Origin of the sequence: Micromonospora sp. DH14, from assembly GCF_029809455.1 — a bacterium.
Classification (GTDB): domain Bacteria; phylum Actinomycetota; class Actinomycetes; order Mycobacteriales; family Micromonosporaceae; genus Micromonospora; species Micromonospora parva.
Map to the genome: position 1 here is coordinate 225,221 of NZ_JARVKT010000008.1, position 15,055 is coordinate 240,275.

At 72.3% G+C, this 15,055-nt stretch carries 13 protein-coding genes; 10 read left to right on the plus strand and 3 right to left on the minus strand.

Annotated features, from left to right (window positions below; translation table 11 throughout):
- Positions 1-34 precede the first annotated feature (34 nt).
- Positions 35-1,099, plus strand: coding sequence for a hemolysin family protein (locus QCZ28_RS13790; protein WP_279517015.1), 1,065 nt, complete (start codon positions 35-37; stop codon positions 1,097-1,099).
- A gap of 144 nt (positions 1,100-1,243) precedes the next feature.
- Positions 1,244-2,173, plus strand: a complete 930-nt coding sequence (locus QCZ28_RS13795; protein ID WP_279517016.1) for a sporulation protein — start codon at positions 1,244-1,246, stop codon at positions 2,171-2,173.
- Positions 2,174-2,276: 103 nt separating this feature from the next.
- Here the strand turns inward: QCZ28_RS13795 and leuE are convergent, their stop codons facing one another.
- Positions 2,277-2,948 (minus strand): leucine efflux protein LeuE, encoded by a 672-nt coding sequence (gene leuE / locus QCZ28_RS13800; protein ID WP_279517050.1) that lies wholly within the window; start codon positions 2,946-2,948, stop codon positions 2,277-2,279.
- Positions 2,948-4,192, minus strand: a complete 1,245-nt coding sequence (locus tag QCZ28_RS13805; protein ID WP_279517017.1) for a bifunctional pyridoxamine 5'-phosphate oxidase family protein/GNAT family N-acetyltransferase — start codon at positions 4,190-4,192, stop codon at positions 2,948-2,950. The genes leuE and QCZ28_RS13805 overlap by 1 nt, the downstream gene beginning before the upstream one ends.
- Positions 4,193-4,229: 37 nt before the next feature.
- On the opposite strand from QCZ28_RS13805, the gene QCZ28_RS13810 reads away from it, so the two are divergent.
- Together QCZ28_RS13810 and QCZ28_RS13815 are read left to right on the plus strand one after the other, a co-directional pair.
- Positions 4,230-5,570 carry an aminotransferase class I/II-fold pyridoxal phosphate-dependent enzyme gene (locus QCZ28_RS13810; protein ID WP_279517018.1) on the plus strand — a complete coding sequence of 447 codons (1,341 nt, stop codon included), beginning with the start codon at positions 4,230-4,232 and terminating at the stop codon, positions 5,568-5,570.
- 341 nt (positions 5,571-5,911) lie between these two features.
- Positions 5,912-6,637: a UdgX family uracil-DNA binding protein gene (locus tag QCZ28_RS13815; RefSeq protein ID WP_279517019.1), complete on the plus strand. Its 726-nt coding sequence runs from the start codon at positions 5,912-5,914 to the stop codon at positions 6,635-6,637.
- Positions 6,638-6,671: 34 nt separating this feature from the next.
- On the opposite strand, the gene QCZ28_RS13820 is transcribed toward QCZ28_RS13815, so the two are convergent.
- The gene (locus QCZ28_RS13820; protein ID WP_279517020.1) at positions 6,672-6,902 is read right to left on the minus strand and encodes a hypothetical protein; all 231 of its coding nucleotides are present in this window, start codon (positions 6,900-6,902) and stop codon (positions 6,672-6,674) included.
- 246 nt (positions 6,903-7,148) lie between these two features.
- Between QCZ28_RS13820 and QCZ28_RS13825 the strand changes: the two genes are divergently transcribed.
- From QCZ28_RS13825 to rny, 6 genes are all read left to right on the plus strand, one after another.
- The gene (locus tag QCZ28_RS13825; RefSeq protein ID WP_279517021.1) at positions 7,149-8,753 is read left to right on the plus strand and encodes a flavin monoamine oxidase family protein; all 1,605 of its coding nucleotides are present in this window, start codon (positions 7,149-7,151) and stop codon (positions 8,751-8,753) included.
- A gap of 203 nt (positions 8,754-8,956) precedes the next feature.
- A complete protein-coding gene (locus QCZ28_RS13830; protein WP_279517022.1) occupies positions 8,957-10,348 on the plus strand; it encodes an MFS transporter in 1,392 nt (463 codons plus the stop codon).
- A 5-nt stretch (positions 10,349-10,353) separates the two neighbouring features.
- Positions 10,354-10,554: a DUF3046 domain-containing protein gene (locus QCZ28_RS13835; protein WP_030336777.1), complete on the plus strand. Its 201-nt coding sequence runs from the start codon at positions 10,354-10,356 to the stop codon at positions 10,552-10,554.
- A gap of 184 nt (positions 10,555-10,738) precedes the next feature.
- Positions 10,739-11,785, plus strand: a complete 1,047-nt coding sequence (gene recA, locus QCZ28_RS13840; RefSeq protein WP_088990914.1) for a recombinase RecA — start codon at positions 10,739-10,741, stop codon at positions 11,783-11,785.
- A 14-nt stretch (positions 11,786-11,799) separates the two neighbouring features.
- Positions 11,800-12,498, plus strand: coding sequence for a regulatory protein RecX (locus QCZ28_RS13845; protein WP_279517023.1), 699 nt, complete (start codon positions 11,800-11,802; stop codon positions 12,496-12,498).
- A gap of 737 nt (positions 12,499-13,235) precedes the next feature.
- Positions 13,236-15,002 carry a ribonuclease Y gene (gene rny, locus QCZ28_RS13850; RefSeq protein WP_279517024.1) on the plus strand — a complete coding sequence of 589 codons (1,767 nt, stop codon included), beginning with the start codon at positions 13,236-13,238 and terminating at the stop codon, positions 15,000-15,002.
- Positions 15,003-15,055 lie beyond the last annotated feature (53 nt).

A 15,055-nucleotide genomic window follows, 5' to 3' on the forward strand; every position in this document is an offset into this window, starting at 1 on the left:
CGAGCCCCGCAGTCGCGAATGAAGGACAGCGCCGATGAGCCCCGGAATTGCCCTGTTCAGCTCGGTGATCCTGCTGGCGCTGAACGGGTTCTTCGTGTCCGCCGAGTTCGCCCTGGTGGCCAGCAAGCGCTACCGCCTGGAGCAGGCGGCGGCGAACGGTGGCCGGGCGGCCCGCGCCGCGCTCGACGGGGTCCGCGAGCTGTCGCTGATGCTGGCCGGGGCGCAGCTGGGCATCACCCTGTGCACCCTGGGGCTGGGCGCGCTGGCCGAGCCGGCGATCGAGCACCTGATCAGCCCGCTGCTGCACGCGGTGGGGCTGCCCGACGCGGCCAGTCACGTGGTCGCCCTGGTCTTCGCCCTCGGGTTGGTGACCTTCCTGCACCTGGTGGTGGGGGAGATGGCCCCGAAGTCGTGGGCGATCACCGACGCCGAGCGGTCGGCGACGCTGCTCGCGTTGCCGTTCCGGGCCTTCGCCCGGGTCTCCCGGCCGGTGCTCTCCGCGCTGAACGCCCTGGCCAACGCGATCCTGCGGCTGTTCGGCGTCAACCAGCAGGACCAGCTCGCCCAGGTGCACGGCCCGGACGAGCTGCGGATCCTGCTGGAGCAGTCCCGTGAGCACGGGCTGCTCGGCGCCGAGCAGCACCAGCTGCTGACCAGCATGCTGGAGTTGCAGGGCACCTCGGTGGCGCAGGTGATGGAACCGTTCGCCACCATGGTCACCGTCCGCCGGGACGACCCGGCCGGGCGGATCGAACAGGTCAGCCGGGACAGCGGCCGATCCCGGCTCGCGGTGCTCGACGAGGCGGGCGACGTGTGCGGCCTCGTGCATGTCCGGGAGGCGGTACGGGTGGTCACCACCGGCCGGGCCGCCACCGCCGGGGAGCTGATGACGCCGGCGTTCACCCTGCCCGCGACGTCCACGGTCACCGAGGCGGTGGCCGCGATGCGGGCCCGGCAGTCGCAGCTCGCGCTGGTGCGCAACGGCGGCGGCCCGGCCCGGCCGATCGGCTTCGTCGCCTTGGAGGACCTCCTGGAGGAGGTCATCGGGGAGTTCGACGACGAGACCGACACGGTGCCGCGCGGGCGCCGGATGCGGTGAAACCGGATGGGTGGTCACGTTCCGTCGAAGTCGGGTGACCGCGCGCCGGATCCGCGAAAGTCGGGGTGACCCCGCACCGGGTCCGCGACAGTTGAGGTGACCTCGCGAGGGGCGAGGTCACCTCAGCCTGGCGTGGAGGGTGCGGTGCGCTTGACGGGAGTGTCACCGGAGTCCGGTGGGACCGGGCTCTCCGTGCAGACCACTCTCCCCAATCCGAGCACCCGGCCGGGCCTGCGCCTGCCCGGCCGGGTGACTCTCGCCGCCGGTCCGGAGGACGTGCTCGTCCGTCACATCCGGCTCGGCCTGGTCACCACCGTCGAACCGGACGACCCGGCGGCGCCGCGGCGGCTCATGCAGTTCCACCAGGTGCCCATCGCCGGCCGGTTCGTCGTACCGGCCGGTCGGCGGCGGGCTGTCGACTTCGCGTTCCCGCTGCCCTGGGAGACTCCGGTGACCATCTTCGGCGGGGTGCCGCTGCTGAGCCTGCGGATGGGCCTGCGGACCGAGGTGTCGCTCGACCCCGACCGTGACCAGGGGGCCATGGTGCCGGTCTTCGTGCACCCGATCCCCACCCAGCAGCACGTGCTGGCGGCGTTGGACACGCTCGGCTTCATGATCCGCCAGGCCGGGTTGCAGCAGGGCGGGTTGCCGGGTGTGGAGCACACCCTGCCGTTGCACCAGCGCTGGGGCTACTGGGTAGGGCCGCTCTACGCCGGTCCGATCACCGAACTGGAGCTGATCTTCGTGACCAACTCTGCCGGCCTTGAGGTGATCCTCTGGATGGATCGCCGGCTGGCCCTGGCCGGAATCACGCACCAGAGCATCAGCCGGTTCCGGATCTGGCACGAGGGTGCCGACCGGCGCGACTGGGTCGCCACCGTGGACGGCTGGCTCCGCCAGGCGATCAACAGGCACGCCGCCGCTGCCGCGCACGCCGACTGGTCCGCCCAGATCGCGGGCTCAGCCCACGTCAGCCGCCATCCCGACGAGCCGGTCCGACCCGGCTACGGCCTCGGCGGCACCGCCGGCGGCGCCGGCGTGGGAGGCGGCGGCTCCGGCGGCGACGGCACCTGACCGCCAGCCCTCCCGCGATCTTGCAGTTTCTGCGGCGACAAATAGCCCTGAAGCGCGCATGTCGACGACCGAAAGTGCAAGATCGCGAGCAGGTGGGGCGGGGTCAGCCGGCGGTGGCGGTGGCCAGCTTGAGGCTGAAGGCCAGGAAGAGGGCGGCCACGGCCGTGGTGCCGCCGGCCGCCAGACGGCGACGTTGGCGGAACTGGGCGGCCAGGAAGGTGCCCGCGAAGATCAACGCGGTCAGGTAGAGCGCGCTGGTCGCCGTGGCGATCAGGCCGAGGAGCAGGAACGACAGCGCCGGCCAGGCGTAGCCGGGGTCGACGAACTGGATGAAGAACGAGATGAAGAACAGGATCGCCTTCGGGTTCAGCAGGCTGATCACCAGCGCCTTGCGGAACGGGCTGCGCATCGCCGCCGGCTCCGCGGCGTCGATGAGCCGCGGCGTGCCTGGGTCGTTGCGGTCGCGCCAGCGCCGCGCGGCGCCGAGCAGCATGGTCACCCCGACATAACCGAGGTACGCGGCACCGGCGTACTTGATCACCAGGAACAGCGGTGGGTACGCCTTGAGCAGCGACGCCACCCCGGCGGCGGAGAGGAACATCAGCACCCCGTCGCCGACGAACACGCCACCGGCGGCCCGGTAGCCGACCGCGACGCCCCGTTTGGCGGCGGTGGAGAGCACGAAGAGTGAGTTCGGACCGGGCAGCAGGATGATGGCCACGGTGCCCAGCACGTACGTCCAGATGTCGGTGATCCCCAGCACGCCCGCCATCATCACGCCACCGGCGCCGTCCGCAGAAGTCTTTCTCGCAGCCTGACCTGTGCGTTCGGCCACTCGTCGACGGTCATCGCGTACTGCACGGTGTCCCGCCAGGAGCCGTCCGGGCGTTGCCGGTGCATCCGCAGCACCCCTTCCCGGGTGGCGCCGAGCCGTTCGATGGCCGTCTGTGAGCGGACGTTGCGGATGTCGGTGTGCCAGGCGACCCGCACCGCGCCCAGGTCGTCGAAGGCGCGGCCGAGCAGGAGCAGCTTCGCCTCGGTGTTGATGCCGGTACGCCACCACTGCCGGCCGAGGAAGGTGTGCCCGATCGCCACTGCCCGCCGCTGCGGGTCGATGTCGTAGTAGGAGGTGCTGCCCACCACCGCCCCGGTCGCCGCGCACCGCTGCACCCAGGCCACCCGCTCGCCCCGGTGCTGGGCGGCCAGGGCGGCGCCGATCACCTCCGCGGTCTCGGCGGGGGCGGTCGGTGGCGCGACGGTGAGGTGCCGCCACACCTCGTCGTCGGCGGTGGCGGCGTGCAGGTCGTCGGTGTGCGCCAACTCCAGCGGTTCCAGCAGGACGTGCTCGCCGCGCAGCGGGACCGGCTCGTGCCACGGTGTGCGGGCCGTCCGCAGGTACTCCGGCAGCGGCGCGGTGACCCCGGCGTCCGGCTCCGGTGCCCCGGCGGTCAGTCGCAGCGGCAGCACGCCGGCCCAGTGCGGCAGGTGCAGGTCGGCCTCGTCCTCGCGGACCCCACCGGTGCGGGCCCGGACGGACACCTCCCGCAGTGGCAGCGCCAGGACGGCGGTCTCGGCCAACTCGCGACGGCTGGGCGGACGGGTGGCCGCGCTGCGTCCCGCGCCGACCTTCTCGACCAGCGCGGTGAGCATGGCGAGCTTCTCCCGCTCGTCGGTGACGAGTCGGGCGGTGCCGTGTGCGACGACGGAGCGGTAGTTGGCGCTGTGGTGGAACTGGGAGCGGGCGTAGACCAGCCCGTCGAGCAGTGTCACCGCGACGCAGACGGGCAGCCCGTCCTCGCCCCGGGCGGCGAGCAGCGGCCGGCTTCCGGTGGAGCCGTGCAGGTAGAGCGTGTCGCCGATGCGGACGTGCAGGGTGGGCAGCACCCGGGGCTGGCCGTCGACGACGAAGCTGAGCGCACAGTCGTAGGCCTCGTCGAGCACGGCGTGGGCGGCGGCAGTGTCGTAGCTCATCCTGTCGCGGGAACGGTGGGGTGTGGTCCGGGCGGTGGGTGGATACATGCGCGCGGCCCCTTTGTTCTAGTACAATCTCTTATTTGTGTCAGCACACTATCAGCCCACCGGTACGACAGCCGTCGAGATTTCGGCCAGCATCGAGTCGGGCATCCGTGCCGGCGCCCTGCCACCGGGGGCCGCCCTGCCGCCGGTGCGGGCGCTCGCCGCGCAGTTGGGGGTCAGCCCCGCCACCGTCGCCCGCGCCTACCAGGAGCTACGCCAGCGCGGGCTGCTCGCCACCGCCGGTCGGCACGGCACCCGGGTACGCCCCCGCCCGCCGGTGGCCGCCCGTCGCTCCGCGCTGCGACCCCCACCGTTGCCCGGCGCCCGGGACCTGTCCCGGGGTGAACCCGATCCGCGGCTGCTTCCCCCGCTGGGCCCGCACCTGGCGGCGCTCGCCACCGACGGCGGCCCGACGGTCGGCTACTCCGATGCCGGGGTGCTGCCCGAACTGGCCGAGGCGGCCCGGGCCAGGCTGCGCGCCGACGGCGTACCGGCCGGCGAGTTGACCCTCACCGGCGGCGCGCTGGACGGCATCGAGCGGCTGCTCGGCGCCCACCTGCGCCCCGGCGACGCGGTGGCGGTCGAGGACCCGGGCTGGGCCAACCTGCTCGACCTGGTCGCCGCGCTCGGGTTGCGCCCGATCGGCGTACCGCTGGACGACGAGGGACCGCTGGTCGCCGGGGTGGCCACGGCGCTCGCCGCCGGAGCGCGGGCGCTGATCGTCACCAGTCGAGCGCAGAATCCCACCGGCGCCGCCGTGTCGGCGGCCCGCGCCGAGGCGCTGCGGGCACTGCTCGCCGGCCGGTCGGACCTGCTGCTGATCGAGGACGACCACGCTGCCGAACTGGCCCGCGTACCCCTGCATCCGCTCGCCGGTGCGACAGCGAGTTGGGCCTTCCTCCGTTCGGTGAGCAAGCCCTTCGGCCCGGACCTGCGGATGGCGGTGCTTGTCGGTGACGAGACCACGGTGGCCAGGGTGAGCGGCCGTGCCCGGGTCGGCGCCGGCTGGGTCTCCACAGTGCTGCAACGCCTGGTGCTCGCCCTGTGGCGGGACCCGGCGGTCACCGAGTTGGTGCGGCGGGCGGCGCAGAGTTACGAGCAGCGGCGCGAAGGGTTGCTCGCGGCGCTGGCCGCGCACGGCCTGACCGCGCACGGCCGTAGCGGCATCAACGTCTGGCTGCCGGTCGCGGACGAGACCAGCGCGGTGACCGCGCTCCGCGACGCCGGGTGGGCGGTGGCTCCGGGCGCTCTCTACCGGATCGCCGCCCCACCCGCCCTGCGCATCACCGTCAGCCCCCTGGACCCCACCGACCTGGCCCCCCTGGCCGCAGCCCTGGCCCAAGCCGAAAACCCACCCCACCCCCCAGGCTTCCCCACCTAACCCCACCCCCGCCCCGCCCGACGTTTTCCGCGATCTTGCAGTTTCTGTTGGCGAAATGCCCGATGTCTTGGCTTTGGTCGAGACAGGAAGTGCAAGATCGCGAGGATTCGGGGCGGCGGGGACGGGTATGCGGGCGCCCGGAGGTGTGGGGATATGGCTTCTGGTGGGGCTCGTAAGGGGATCTGGATCGCCATCGCGGTGGCGATCATCATCATCATCATTGTGCTGATCGCGATCGCGTCCGGCGGCGACGGGGGCGGTAACGGGTACTGACCTGACGCGGCCGGGGTGCGCTGCGCCGTGTCCGGCGGCGGGCACCGAACGGGTATATAACAGTCGGCATGGCCGAGCAGACCGGGAACGCTCCGGGCGCCCAGCGGTTCATCCCGCCCGACGCCGACACCATCGACGACCTGCGCACCGCCGCCGGCGGCTGTCGGGGCTGCGAGCTGTACCGGGACGCCTCGCAGACGGTCTTCGGCCGGGGTGACGAGAGCGCCCGTGTGGTGCTGGTCGGCGAGCAGCCCGGCGACATGGAGGACCTGAAAGGGCTGCCCTTCGTCGGCCCGGCCGGACGCCTGTTGCGCCGCGCGGTCGACGACGCCGGGCTGGACCCGGGCCAGCTCTACCTGACCAATGCCGTGAAGCACTTCCGGTTTGAGTTGCGCGGCAAGCGGCGGATCCATCAGACCCCGGACCAGGTGCACATCACCGCCTGCCGACCGTGGTTGGTCGCCGAGTTCGCCCGGCTGCGTCCGGAGTTCGTGGTGGTGCTCGGCGCGACCGCCGCCAAGGCGCTGCTCGGCCCGTCCTTCCGGGTCACCCGGCAGCGGGGCGAGCTGCTGCCCTGGCCGGAGTCGGCCCAACACCCAGCGGACTTCACGCAGGTGCCGGTGGACAACGCCGGAAAGCGGGCCGACGCGCCGCCCACCCGGCTGCTGGCCACCATCCATCCGTCCGCCGTGCTGCGGGCCGACGACCAGGACAAGGCGTACGAGGGTCTGGTCGCCGACCTCACCGTCGTGTCCCGCGCCAGCGCCGGACGGCGGACCAACCGCTCGTGGTGACGTTGCTGAAGACGCCCCGCGACGGTCGGAGCGCTCAGGACGTGGTGTCGGGGTGGACCTCGACGTCGTAGAGCAGTTGCACGTGCCGACGACCGTTCGTCACGCCGACGAAGACCGGGTCACCAGCCGGGGTGCGGCCCTGACGCCACACCTGCTCCCGGGCCGATTCCCGCGACTCGTGATGGCTCCTGCCCTCCTGGTGCAGTTGCAGGACGCGACGGGCGGTGCCGAGGTCGCTGTCGACCCGGACTCGCAGCAGAGGCATGGCACGACCTCCTTGCCGATCGGCGCAGTGGAACTGTCGCACGTACCCCGCCCTGGCCCACAGCGAGTTTCCGCGACCGGCACCGGCCCGTGGCGGCCGAGGTGAACCCGAACCCGCGACGGCCAGGCGACTGCCGGCCGGCCATGTCATCGAGTGAGGCTGATACCTATCGGAAACGGCGTCGCGCGATCCACGTAACAGCGTCTCTGCAGACTCATGCGAGTCGATCTTGTAGGGGAGGCCGTTATGAGCGATCAGACGCAGTCGATGGTCAGCCGGCGTGGGTTCCTGCGTACGGTCGGGATCAGCGGTGGGGCCGGAGCGATGCTCGCCACGATGGGTGCCATGGGGTTGGCCCCCAGCGCGGCCGCGTCGGTCACCCCGGCGTTCCGGCCGCCGGAGCGGTCCGACTTCACCCTCAGCGGGCGGTCCGGCGCCAGCGTGGTCGTGCTCGGCGGCGGCATCGCCGGGCTGACCACCGCGTACGAGTTGGGCAAGGCCGGTTACCACTGCACCATCCTGGAGGCGCGGCACCGCGTCGGTGGTCGGAACCTGACCATCCGGGGCGGTGACGTCGAGACCGACCTGGACGGACGCACGCAGCGCGCCGGCTTCTCCGACGGCGTCTACTTCAACGCCGGTCCGGGGCGGATCGCACAGTGGATGGTCACCATGGACTACTGCCGGGAACTGGGCGTGCCCGTCGAGGTCTTCACCAACCAGAACGCCGACGCCTGGATCTACAACGAGTCCGCCGGGATGACCGCGCCGGTCCGGTACCGCACCGCCAAGGCCGACGTGTACGGCTACGTCTCGGAGTTGCTGGCGAAGGCCACCGACCAGGGCGCGTTGGACGCCCGACTCAGCACGGAGGACCGCGAGCGGCTGTTGTCGTTCCTGCAGAGCTTCGGGGCGATCGGCGGACGCAGCAGCGACTGGGCGTACACCGGGACGAGCCGTCGGGGCTTCTCCGCGTACCCGGGTGCGGGCAACGACGTGGGGATCCCGCTCGGTACGCCGCCGGCGCTCTCCGACGTGTTCGCCAGCAACATCGGCCGGTACTTCTCCTTCGAGTTCGGCTACGACCAGGCCATGCTGATGTTCCAGCCGGTCGGCGGGATGGACCAGATCCCCCGAGCCCTGGCCCGGGCGGTGGGTGCGCACCGGATCCGACTGAACGCCGAGGTGACAGCGGTGACCGACCGGGGCAGCCGGGTCGAGGTGACCTACCGACAGCATGGCCGGCAGTCGCAGGTCACCGCCGACTACTGCGTGGCCGCGCTGCCGCCGCACCTGATGGCCCGGGTGCCGCACAATCTCGGCACGGCGGTGACCGCGGCCCTGGCCGACTTCCCGGTCACCGCCTCCGGCAAGATCGGCCTGGAGTACCGCAGCCGCTGGTGGGAGACCGATCAGCGGATCTACGGCGGCATCACCGAGACCGACCTGGACCTGTCGCACATCTGGTACCCGTCGTACGGCTTCCACGGCAAGCGCGGCCTGGTCGTCGGCTACTACAACACCGGGGCGAACGCCAGGGCGTACAGCGGGCTGACCCCGGAGCAGCGCGCCGAGCGCGCGGTCAGCCAGGGTGTGAAGATCCACGGCGACAAGTACCGCAGTGAGTTGGTCACCTCGTACTCCCACGCCTGGGACCGGACCCGCTACATCGAGGGCGCCTGGACCTCACCCCGGTACGGCACGGCCGGCTACAACCTGCTGCTCCAGCCGGCCGGGCGGGTCTACTTCGCCGGGGACTGGCTCAGCCACGAGGTGGCCTGGCAGCACGGCGCGTTCGTGGCGGCCCGCGCCGCGGTGTCGTCCCTGCACCAGCGGGTGATGACCGCCTGACCGGCGGCCCCGCGCGACGAAGATCCGCGCAACATCGGGGAAACTGCTGCTTCCCGGCGGTTCGAGACAGCAACTTCCCTGATCTTGCGCGGATCTTGCGCCCGGCTGGCCGGGCGGTCGGTCGGTCGGGTGGCCCGGCGGGGGCGTCGGGGTCGGGGTGGGTGCGCGAGGATGAGGGCTTCCCCCGTCCGCGAGGAGCGCCGATGGCGACCGACCTGACCGCACCGCGTACCGGCGTCCGACCCGACGTCGCGTCGATCCAGCGGCGCACCCTGCGGCTGCTCTTCACCACCCAGATCATCGGCGGGATCGGCGTGACCATCGGCATCGCCGTGGGCGCGCTGCTCGCGGCCCGGATCGCCGGGACCGCGGTGGCCGGTGTCGCGCAGAGCGCCGGGGTGGTCGGTGCCGCGCTGCTCGCCGTCCCGGTCACCCGGATCATGGCGCGGCACGGTCGCCGGCCGGGTCTGGTGCTGGCGTACGCGGTCGGCGCCGTCGGCGGTGTGCTGGTGGTGCTGGCCGCCGCCACCCGCTGGGTGCCGCTGCTCTTCCTCGGCATGCTGCTCTTCGGCGGGGGCACCGCCGCGAACCTGCAGGCCCGGTACACGGCCGTGGACCTCGCCGAGCCGGCCCGCCGGGGGCGGCAGCTCTCCCTGATCGTCTGGGCCACCACCATCGGTGCGGTGGCCGCGCCGAACTTCGCCGCGCTGGCCGACCGGGTCACCACCGGCTGGGGGCTGCCCCCGCTGGCCGGCCCGTTCGCGTTCAGCGCGGCCGCCTTCGTGCTGGCTGCCGTCGTACTCCTCGGGTTGCTCCGGCCCGACCCGCTGCTCACCGCGCGGCGGCTCGCGGCCGCCGACACGCCTGCCGCCGACCGCCCGTCGGCCGCCGACGCGACGGCGACCGCGGTGGCGGCCGGGGCGCCGGCGGCGGGTGGTGCCGGGCGGCCGGGCGCCGCCCCGGTCGGGGTGCGCGCGCCACGCGCCGCCGGGATGCGGGCGGCCTGGTCGGTGGTACGCGGACAGCCCGCCGCCCGACTCGGCATCGCCGCCGTGGCGGTGGGCCACCTGGTGATGGTGGCGGTGATGGCGATGACGCCGGTCCGCCTCGGTGAGTCGCACGCCGACGCCGACGTGTTGCGGCTGGTCGGCATCGTGCTGAGCCTGCACATCGCCGGCATGTACGCGTTCTCCCCGGTGGTCGGTTGGCTCACCGACCGGCTCGGTCGACGGGCGGTGATCCTGGGTGGGGTCGGGCTGCTGCTGGCCGCCTGTGCGGTCGCCGGCACCGCCGGGCACCACACGCCCCGGCTCTCGGTCGGTCTGGTCCTGCTCGGGCTGGGCTGGTCGGGGACGATGGTGGCCGGCTCGACCCTGCTGTCCGAGTCGGTGGCGCCCGGGGTGCGGCCGAGCGTCCAGGGGCTCTCCGATCTGATCATGGGGCTGGCCGGGGCCGGGGCGGCCGTGGTCAGCGGGTTTGTCATGCAGTTCGCCGGATATCCCGTGCTCACCCTGCTCGCGGCGGTCGCGGCGGTGCCCCTGGTGGCGCTAGCGTTGCGCCCGGTGCCGACCGGGGCACCGGACGAGGAGGGCTGATAACTGTGCGGCTGACCGACTTCTGGACGCGGCTGGACGAGGCGTTCGGGCCCGGCTACGCGGCCAGCATCGCCCGCGATCAGGTGCTGTCCCAGCTCGGCGGACGGACCATCGAGCAGGCTCTGGCGGCAGGGGAGCAGACGCACGTGGTGTGGCGGGCGGTCTGCGCCGCCTACCCCGACCGGGTGCCCGCTCGACTACGCTGAGCAGCCTTTTCGCCGGTTCCGCGTGTCGTTTGTCGAGTCGTACACCTGTTCGGCTATTGTCCACAGCGGGGTGCTCGTCCACAGCTCGCGGCCCGTCGGCTGGTTTTCTGTCGGACCTAGCGCCTAGCGTGTCCGCGTGACGCGAAGCTCAGCAAAGACGCCGGCGAAGGCAGGGGTGGCAACCATGGCAGCAGGGCCTGACCGGGAGAAGGCACTCGACCTTGCTCTCGCTCAGATCGACAAGCAATTCGGCAAGGGCTCGGTGATGCGGCTGGGGGAGCGGCCGGTCGTCCAGACCGCCGTGATCCCGACCGGCTCCATCGCGCTCGACGTGGCGCTCGGCGTGGGTGGTCTGCCGCGTGGCCGGGTGATCGAGGTCTACGGTCCCGAGTCCAGCGGTAAGACCACCGTGGCACTGCACGCGGTGGCCAACGCCCAGCGCAACGGCGGGATCGCCGCCTTCATCGACGCCGAGCACGCGCTCGACCCGGAGTACGCGAAGGCCCTCGGCGTCGACACCGACGCGATGTTGGTCTCCCAGCCGGACACCGGCGAGCAGGCGCTGGAGATCGCGGACATGCTGATCCGCTCCGGCGCCCTGGACATCATCGTGATCGACTCGGTGGCGGCCCTGGTGCCCCGTGCCGAGATCGAGGGCGAGATGGGCGACAGCCACGTGGGCCTCCAGGCCCGGCTGATGAGCCAGGCGCTCCGGAAGATCACCGGTGTGCTCAGCAACACCGGCACCACGGCGATCTTCATCAACCAGCTGCGGGAAAAGATCGGTGTGATGTTCGGCAGCCCGGAGACCACCACCGGTGGTCGGGCGCTGAAGTTCTACGCCTCGGTCCGGCTCGACGTGCGACGCATCGAGAGCCTCAAGGACGGCACCGACGTGGTCGGTAACCGCACCCGGGTCAAGGTCGTGAAGAACAAGGTCGCCGCGCCGTTCAAGCAGGCCGAGTTCGACATCATGTACGGCAAGGGCATCTCCCGCGAGGGCTCGCTGATCGACGTCGGCGTGGAGCAGGCGATCATCCGCAAGTCCGGAGCGTGGTACACGTACGACGGCGACCAGCTCGGCCAGGGCAAGGAGAAGGCCCGGGAGTTCCTGAAGGAAAACCCGGACGTGGCCGCCGAGATCGAGAAGAAGATCCTGGAGAAGCTCGGCGTCGGGGTCGGCGCGGGTGACGCCGCCGGTGGCCCGGAGCTGCCGCCGGTCGACTTCTGACCGGTCGCTGACCTGTGGCAGGACGACGCGCTCGTACGGGGCGGGGCTGGGATGCCAGTCCGCCTCGTACGGGCGACACCACCGATCCGCCCCGCCCCCGGCGAGGCCGCCGGGGTGGTTCCGGGGAGGCCGATGCCGTCGAGTCTCCGGCTCCTCCCCGGGACGAGTCCGAGGTGGCCCGCGAGATCTGCCTGCGCCAGCTGGCCGTCCGGCCCCGCACCCGGGCCGAGCTGGCCGGGGCGCTGGCCAAGCGGGGCATCTCCGAGGAGGTCTCGGCAGAGGTCCTCGACCGGTACGACGAGGTCGGCATCATCGACGACGCCGCGTTCGCCAGGGCGTGGGTGTCCAGCCGGCACGCCGGGCGGGGCCTGGCTCGTCGGGCGCTCGCCAACGAGCTGCGCCGCAAGGGTGTGGACGGCGAGGTGGCCACCGAGGCGCTGGGTGAGCTGGACGAGGAGACCGAGGCGGACACCGCCCGCAGTCTCGTGGAGCGCAAGCTGCGCACCGCCCGAGGCGAGCCGGACGCGGTCTTCCGCCGGCTGGTGGGCATGCTGGCCCGCAAGGGCTACCCGCCTGGTGTGGCCATCCGGGCGGTGAAGGACGCGCTCGCCGCGCAGAGCGCCGAGGCGGCCGAGTTCGCCGAGCAGATCGACGCCGACGCGCTCGCCGACGCCGAGGGTGAGTTGGAGCGCGACAACCGCGCGGTGGAGTGACCAGCCCGCCCAGGCTGTCGGGCTCTCGGTGGTGACAGCCGTTCGGTCGGACGGCTGACCGGTTGATCGTGCTCGATCCAGGATGTAGTGGCCTCACCGGCGCGACGACCCCACTCGAACCTGGGTCGAGCACGATCTTGGCGGCAGCGGCAGCGGCAGCGGCGGCGGTGGGAGCCAGCTGACGTCTGACGAGACGGATGGGTCACACCTGGCGGGGTCGTCGGCCTCGCCTGAGAACCGGCTGGACGGCGCTGAGCAGGCCCGACGTGTCCAACGAGCGGTGCACCTCGCGGAGTTTGTCCTCTCCTGTCCGGCGCGATGTCAGCGCCCGGTGACGGTACGACTTCTCTCCGTTCGGGGGGTTTGATCATGAGTCCTTGACCAGAGCACCCCCGGCGACCTAGCCTCGCCATACAGGCTCACATTGCCCGACCAGCGCAGGCTAAGCGCACAACATAGATCGCGTAACAGAACAGCATCACTTTGGCCGACTCCGCGGCCTTTGGCAGCAGTTCCGGACAGGCCGGTCCGGAACGCTGCGACAACTGCACCCGGTCGCCGACGCTGCCCACGGGCACCGCCGGCGGAGAAAGCTATCCACGGCCAGCCGCTCCGGTCGGGCGTCCACAGCCGCAGGAGTGTGCCCCCGGCACAGTCGCTGCGGTCTCGACGTTAGGGGAGGCGGCCATGGCGGGGCGGCGGCACAGGTTCATCGGTAGACCCGACGGGGTCCCGGCATGAACGCCTTCGACGTCGTGCTCCTCGCGGCCGTCCTCGTCCTCGCGGTGGTGGTGATCGGGGCCGTGCTGGTCGGCATCCGGGCACTGCGCCGGATGGGCGCCGCGCCGGCTCCGGAGGACCCCGCCTTCATCGCCGAGAAGGACCGGCAGGAGCAGTCCCTCGCTGCCCTGCGGACCGCGGCGGACCAGGCGAACAGCACGATCGACGTGGCGAAGTCAGCGGCCGCCGCGGCCCGCACCGAGGCGGCGGCGGCGAAGGCCGAGGCGAAGGCGGCACGCGCCGAGGCGCGTCGGGTCCTCGACGACGCCCGGGCCGAGGCGGACACCGTTCTGGAGCGCGCCCACAAGCAGGCCGAGGCGGACGCCGAGCAGCTGCGCACGGCAGCCCGGCGCAGCGGCGAGCGGGAGGTGGCGGTGCTCGCGGCCACCACCCGGGAGCAGGCCGCCGAGGTGGAACGTCGGGCCGCCCGGATGGACGAGCGGGAGCGGATGCACACCGAAGAGGTGGAGCGGTTCGCCGAGCGGGAGCGGCAGCTCACCGCCGCGAAGGCCGCCCTCGCCGCCCGGGAGGCCGCGCTCGCCCAGCGGGAGGCCGAGCTGGCCGAGTCGGAGGAGCTGCGCCGCCGGGAGCTGGAACGCGTCGCCGGGCTCACCGCCGAATCCGCGCGGCTGGAGCTGATCGACGCCATCGAGACCCAGGCCAAGCGGGAGGCGGCGTTGCTCGTGCGGGACATCGAGTCCGACGCGCGCAACACGGCCGAGCAGAGGGCCCGACACATCGTGGTGGACGCGATCCAGCGGGTCGCCAGCGAGCAGACCGCGGAGAGCGTGGTCAGCGTCCTGCACCTGCCCGGTGACGAGATGAAGGGGCGGATCATCGGCCGGGAGGGGCGCAACATCCGCGCCTTCGAGTCGGTGACCGGCGTCAACCTGATCATCGACGACACCCCCGAGGCGGTGCTGCTCTCCTGCTTCGACCCGGTCCGTCGGGAGGTGGGCCGGGTGACCCTGGAGAAGCTGGTCCTGGACGGGCGCATCCACCCGCACCGGATCGAGGAGGTCTACGACCTGGCCCGGCAGGAGGTGGAGCAGCTCTGCCTGCGCGCCGCCGAGGACGCCCTGGTCGAGGTCGGCATCACCGAGATCCACCCGGAGCTGGTCTCCCTGCTCGGTCGGCTGCGCTACCGCACCTCGTACGGGCAGAACGTGCTCAAGCACCTGGTCGAGACCGCCCACATCGCCGGCATCATGGCCGCCGAACTGCGGTTGGACGTGCCCATCATCAAGCGGTCGGCGTTCCTGCACGACATCGGCAAGGCGCTCACCCACGAGGTGGAGGGCAGTCACGCCATCATCGGCGCGGACCTCGCCCGCAAGTACGGCGAGCACGAGGACGTGGTGCACGCCATCGAGGCGCACCACAACGAGGTGCCGCCGCAGACCATCGAGGCAGTGCTCACCCAGGCCTCCGACGCCTGCTCCGGTGGTCGGCCGGGCGCGCGCCGGGAGAGCCTGGAGGCGTACGTCAAGCGGCTGGAGCGGATCGAGGAGATCGCCGCCGGCAAGCTCGGCGTGGACAAGGTCTTCGCCATGCAGGCCGGCCGGGAGATCCGGGTGATGGTCAAGCCGGACGACGTGGACGACATCGGGGCGGCCGTGCTGGCCCGCGACGTGGCCAAGCAGATCGAGGAGGAGCTGACCTACCCGGGTCAGATCCGGGTCACGGTGGTCCGCGAGTCCCGGGTCACCGAGATCGCCCGCTGAGTCAGACCGGCGGCCCTCGCCGCGCGGATGCTGGAGATGACCGAAGGCCGCCC

Coding starts and splice junctions, on each gene's coding strand:
- QCZ28_RS13790 (WP_279517015.1), top strand. CDS start 35: ATGAGCCCCGGAATTGCCCTGTTCAGCTCGGTGATCCTGCTGGCGCTG.
- leuE (WP_279517050.1), bottom strand. CDS start 2,948: ATGATGGCGGGCGTGCTGGGGATCACCGACATCTGGACGTACGTGCTG.
- QCZ28_RS13805 (WP_279517017.1), bottom strand. CDS start 4,192: ATGTATCCACCCACCGCCCGGACCACACCCCACCGTTCCCGCGACAGG.
- QCZ28_RS13815 (WP_279517019.1), top strand. CDS start 5,912: ATGGCCGAGCAGACCGGGAACGCTCCGGGCGCCCAGCGGTTCATCCCG.
- QCZ28_RS13820 (WP_279517020.1), bottom strand. CDS start 6,902: ATGCCTCTGCTGCGAGTCCGGGTCGACAGCGACCTCGGCACCGCCCGT.
- QCZ28_RS13825 (WP_279517021.1), top strand. CDS start 7,149: ATGAGCGATCAGACGCAGTCGATGGTCAGCCGGCGTGGGTTCCTGCGT.
- QCZ28_RS13830 (WP_279517022.1), top strand. CDS start 8,957: ATGGCGACCGACCTGACCGCACCGCGTACCGGCGTCCGACCCGACGTC.
- recA (WP_088990914.1), top strand. CDS start 10,739: ATGGCAGCAGGGCCTGACCGGGAGAAGGCACTCGACCTTGCTCTCGCT.
- rny (WP_279517024.1), top strand. CDS start 13,236: ATGAACGCCTTCGACGTCGTGCTCCTCGCGGCCGTCCTCGTCCTCGCG.